3 protein-coding genes, 15 tRNA genes, 1 rRNA gene and 1 riboswitch are annotated in these 3,287 nt (G+C 43.7%); all 19 genes read left to right on the top strand.

Annotated elements, in window-relative coordinates; all coding sequences use genetic code 11:
* Window positions 1-116 (top strand): 5S ribosomal RNA (gene rrf / locus BEN26_RS13675).
* A gap of 7 nt (window positions 117-123) precedes the next feature.
* Window positions 124-199 (top strand) — tRNA-Asn (locus BEN26_RS13670).
* 2 nt (window positions 200-201) lie between these two features.
* Window positions 202-293, top strand: a tRNA-Ser gene (locus BEN26_RS13665).
* 93 nt (window positions 294-386) lie between these two features.
* Window positions 387-462: transfer RNA gene (locus BEN26_RS13660), tRNA-Val, on the top strand.
* A 16-nt stretch (window positions 463-478) separates the two neighbouring features.
* Window positions 479-555, top strand: a tRNA-Asp gene (locus BEN26_RS13655).
* Window positions 556-615: 60 nt separating this feature from the next.
* Window positions 616-691, top strand: a tRNA-Phe gene (locus BEN26_RS13650).
* An 8-nt stretch (window positions 692-699) separates the two neighbouring features.
* Window positions 700-775, top strand: a tRNA-Thr gene (locus BEN26_RS13645).
* Window positions 776-823: 48 nt separating this feature from the next.
* Window positions 824-907: transfer RNA gene (locus BEN26_RS13640), tRNA-Tyr, on the top strand.
* 6 nt (window positions 908-913) lie between these two features.
* A tRNA-Trp gene (locus BEN26_RS13635) sits at window positions 914-987 on the top strand.
* Between the two features lie 11 nt (window positions 988-998).
* Window positions 999-1,074, top strand: a tRNA-His gene (locus tag BEN26_RS13630).
* A 5-nt stretch (window positions 1,075-1,079) separates the two neighbouring features.
* A tRNA-Gln gene (locus BEN26_RS13625) sits at window positions 1,080-1,154 on the top strand.
* Between the two features lie 18 nt (window positions 1,155-1,172).
* Window positions 1,173-1,247: transfer RNA gene (locus BEN26_RS13620), tRNA-Gly, on the top strand.
* A gap of 76 nt (window positions 1,248-1,323) precedes the next feature.
* A tRNA-Cys gene (locus BEN26_RS13615) sits at window positions 1,324-1,397 on the top strand.
* A gap of 19 nt (window positions 1,398-1,416) precedes the next feature.
* Window positions 1,417-1,505 (top strand) — tRNA-Leu (locus BEN26_RS13610).
* A 63-nt stretch (window positions 1,506-1,568) separates the two neighbouring features.
* Window positions 1,569-1,645, top strand: a tRNA-Arg gene (locus tag BEN26_RS13605).
* 12 nt (window positions 1,646-1,657) lie between these two features.
* A tRNA-Leu gene (locus BEN26_RS13600) sits at window positions 1,658-1,743 on the top strand.
* Window positions 1,744-1,968: 225 nt separating this feature from the next.
* Window positions 1,969-2,054: riboswitch (cyclic di-GMP riboswitch) on the top strand.
* A 77-nt stretch (window positions 2,055-2,131) separates the two neighbouring features.
* A complete protein-coding gene (locus tag BEN26_RS13595) occupies window positions 2,132-2,521 on the top strand; it encodes a hypothetical protein (RefSeq protein ID WP_069799796.1) in 390 nt (129 codons plus the stop codon).
* Between the two features lie 24 nt (window positions 2,522-2,545).
* Complete coding sequence (locus BEN26_RS13590; RefSeq protein WP_068722552.1) at window positions 2,546-2,815, top strand: HU family DNA-binding protein; 270 nt, start codon at window positions 2,546-2,548, stop codon at window positions 2,813-2,815.
* Between the two features lie 232 nt (window positions 2,816-3,047).
* A partial coding sequence (locus BEN26_RS13585; RefSeq protein ID WP_181482175.1) for a helix-turn-helix domain-containing protein occupies window positions 3,048-3,287 on the top strand: 240 nt, incomplete at its 3' end.

Genomic DNA, 3,287 nt, shown 5'->3' with positions numbered 1-3,287 from the left:
CTGGTGATGACGGCGGAGGGGATACACTCGTTCCCATCCCGAACACGACCGTTAAGCCCTCCAGCGCCGATGGTACTTGGACCGAAGGGTCCTGGGAGAGTAGGACGTTGCCAGGCATAATGTTCCTCGTTAGCTCAGTTGGTAGAGCACTCGGCTGTTAACCGAGTTGTCGCAGGTTCGAGTCCTGCACGAGGAGCCAGTGGAGAGGTGTCCGAGATGGCCGAAGGAGCACGATTGGAAATCGTGTAGGCGTTAAAAGCGTCTCGTGGGTTCGAATCCCACCCTCTCCGCCACTTTAGATGTGAGAAGTTAGATATAGTGCTGTTTCGTATTATAATTATTTTTTAATCTAATCTCCAACGAATTAATCTCTAAATTTCTAGTATGGACGATTAGCTCAGCTGGGAGAGCACCTGCCTTACAAGCAGGGGGTCGGCGGTTCGATCCCGTCATCGTCCACCATTTCTTTAAGTATTTTGGAGCTGTGGTGTAGAGGCCTAACATGCCTGCCTGTCACGCAGGAGACCGCGGGTTCGAATCCCGTCAGCTCCGCCATATTTTTCGACATTGACATTGCAACTTGTTTCATGATACTATAATTTTTGTCATGAATTAGGTTCGGTAGCTCAGTCGGTAGAGCAGAGGACTGAAAATCCTCGTGTCGGCGGTTCGATTCCGTCCCGAACCACCACTTGTTTTGCCGGTGTAGCTCAATTGGTAGAGCAACTGACTTGTAATCAGTAGGTTGGGGGTTCAAGTCCTCTCGCCGGCACCATCTATATTGAGTGTGACTACGTTGAAGTGAATATAATTTTTTATATTTGGAGGGGTACCAAAGTGGCCAAATGGGGCGGACTGTAAATCCGTTGCGGAAGCTTCGTAGGTTCGAATCCTACCCCCTCCACCATCCTAAAGGGGTGTAGTTTAACGGTAGAACAGCGGTCTCCAAAACCGTTAGTGTGGGTTCGATTCCTGCCACCCCTGCCATTGTATTTGTGGCGGCCATGGCGAAGTGGTTAACGCACCGGATTGTGGCTCCGGCATCCGTGGGTTCGATTCCCACTGGTCGCCCCATTTAATGGGCTGTAGCCAAGCGGTAAGGCAACGGACTTTGACTCCGTCATTCGCAGGTTCGAATCCTGCCAGCCCAGCCATTTTTTATTATTGGATTGGCGGACGTGGCTCAGTGGTAGAGCATCGCCTTGCCAAGGCGAGGGTCGCGAGTTCGAATCTCGTCGTCCGCTCCATATTAATTCTGAGTAAGACATCGAGTTAACTTCATTGATTGAAGTAAATTGTTGTGTCTGTAGGGTGCTCCATTTTGGCGGCATAGCCAAGTGGTAAGGCAGAGGTCTGCAAAACCTTTACCACCGGTTCGAATCCGGTTGCCGCCTCCATAAATAATAAATTAAATATGCCGGGGTGGCGGAATTGGCAGACGCACAGGACTTAAAATCCTGCGGTAGGTGACTATCGTACCGGTTCAAGTCCGGTCCTCGGCACCACATTAATTTTCTAATACGACTTCAAATAATCATCCTTGTTGGATAAATATTGAATATATATTTGTGCCCTTAGCTCAGCTGGATAGAGTGTCTGACTACGAATCAGAAGGTCGGGAGTTCGAATCTCTCAGGGCACGCCATTGATACAATATGCCGGTGTGGCGGAATTGGCAGACGCGCGCGACTCAAAATCGCGTTCCCTAAAGGAGTGGGGGTTCGAGTCCCTTCACCGGCACCATATCAAAAAGGATTGTTGTACTCTTAGAGTGAACCATACATAATTAAAAAACTTTAAGCCAATGCTTTGACTAATTCAGAGTATTGGCTTTTTTGTTTTAACGGGTATAGTATATATTTCAACGCCTCCACCGATTTGTAAACAATATACTCGAAAAAGGGAGACCGATTAAAAATTTTAGCGAGATTAGAAGGAATTTGGTAATAAATGTCGAATTGAAAGGAAAAATGATAATGGCACACCTATTGAAAAATAGGGCCGCAAAGCTAAAGGGGCTAAGGTGTTTTACACTATGCCAGCCAGTTGCCGAAATTAGAAGAATGATCCTCTATTTCGGGGGATTTTTTTGTTTAAAATGTTTTTAAGTAAAGTAGGGGGGTTGTTAAGGTTGGAACATCCCATTATCGCTTTTCCTTCAGAGAATAGAATTGAATGGAGTTATCGAAGAGAAGACAGTGTAATGCTACTCCTAGAACTTATTGAGAAGAATTTACTTTTACTTCAGGGGAACCCTTTTGTTTTTTTAGTTGACATTCGCTTGATTCGATATATTTTACCTGATGATAAAAAGATCATTTTTCAATTGATTCATCAAATAAAAAGTCATGGATTGGTTGGGTTAGCTTACCTTGTAGATTTTCGCAACTATATACGAATGCAAACCTTAATTTCCTTAAACCAACTTCCATTTAAGGAGGTGGTTTTTAAACGCGAGGATGAGGCAAGAAAGTACTTAAATGATCTTATTACAGACAGTTTAAAAAAATGTATTTTATAATTTAAAAAAGCGGAGGTAAATCAAATGAACAAAACAGAGTTAGTTCAAAAAATTGCTAAGAACACAGGAATCAAAGTGAAAGATGTAGATGCAGTCTATAAGGAACTTGTTGAGGCAATTAGTGAATCATTATCAAAAGGTGAAAAAGTTCAACTTATTGGTTTTGGAACATTCGAAACCCGTAAGCGTAGTGCTCGTAAAGGAAGGAATCCTCAAACTGGCAAAACGATTCAAATAAAAGAAAGAAACGTGCCAGCTTTTAAACCAGGCAAAGCATTAAAAGAGCGTGTATAAAAATAGATAGGGGTTTTCCCCTATCTATTTTTTAACTTCCCACCGAAAGAAGTCTCCCACTTCTAAACGTGAAGGTGTGCCAGCACCAGTGAAAGTGGGAGATGAATTTCGGTTAGGCGTAGCCTAAAGTTGTCTTTTTTTGCTATGATATAAGTAGAATGGAATCACGATGTTGAGAAGCTTTTGCTTACTCACAACGGGTGGTGCGCCCATTGAAGCGAGGTGATTCGATATGGCAAACAAAGCATATAAGTTCCGTCTGTACCCAACACAAGAACAAGAGCAATTTCTTGCGAAAACCTTCGGTTGCGTTCGTTTCGTCTACAATAAAATGTTGGCTGAACGAAAGGAAACATATGAGAAGTTCAAGGACGACAAAGAAGCCTTGAAAAAGCAAAAATTCCCGACTCCTGCCAAGTACAAAAAGGAGTTTGCATGGCTCAAAGAAGTCGATAGCCTTGCGTTGGCAAAC

Source organism: Tepidibacillus sp. HK-1, from assembly GCF_001748485.2.
GTDB classification, from domain to species: domain Bacteria; phylum Bacillota; class Bacilli; order Tepidibacillales; family Tepidibacillaceae; genus Tepidibacillus_B; species Tepidibacillus_B infernus.
This window is presented reverse-complemented; position numbering and strand designations above follow the sequence as displayed.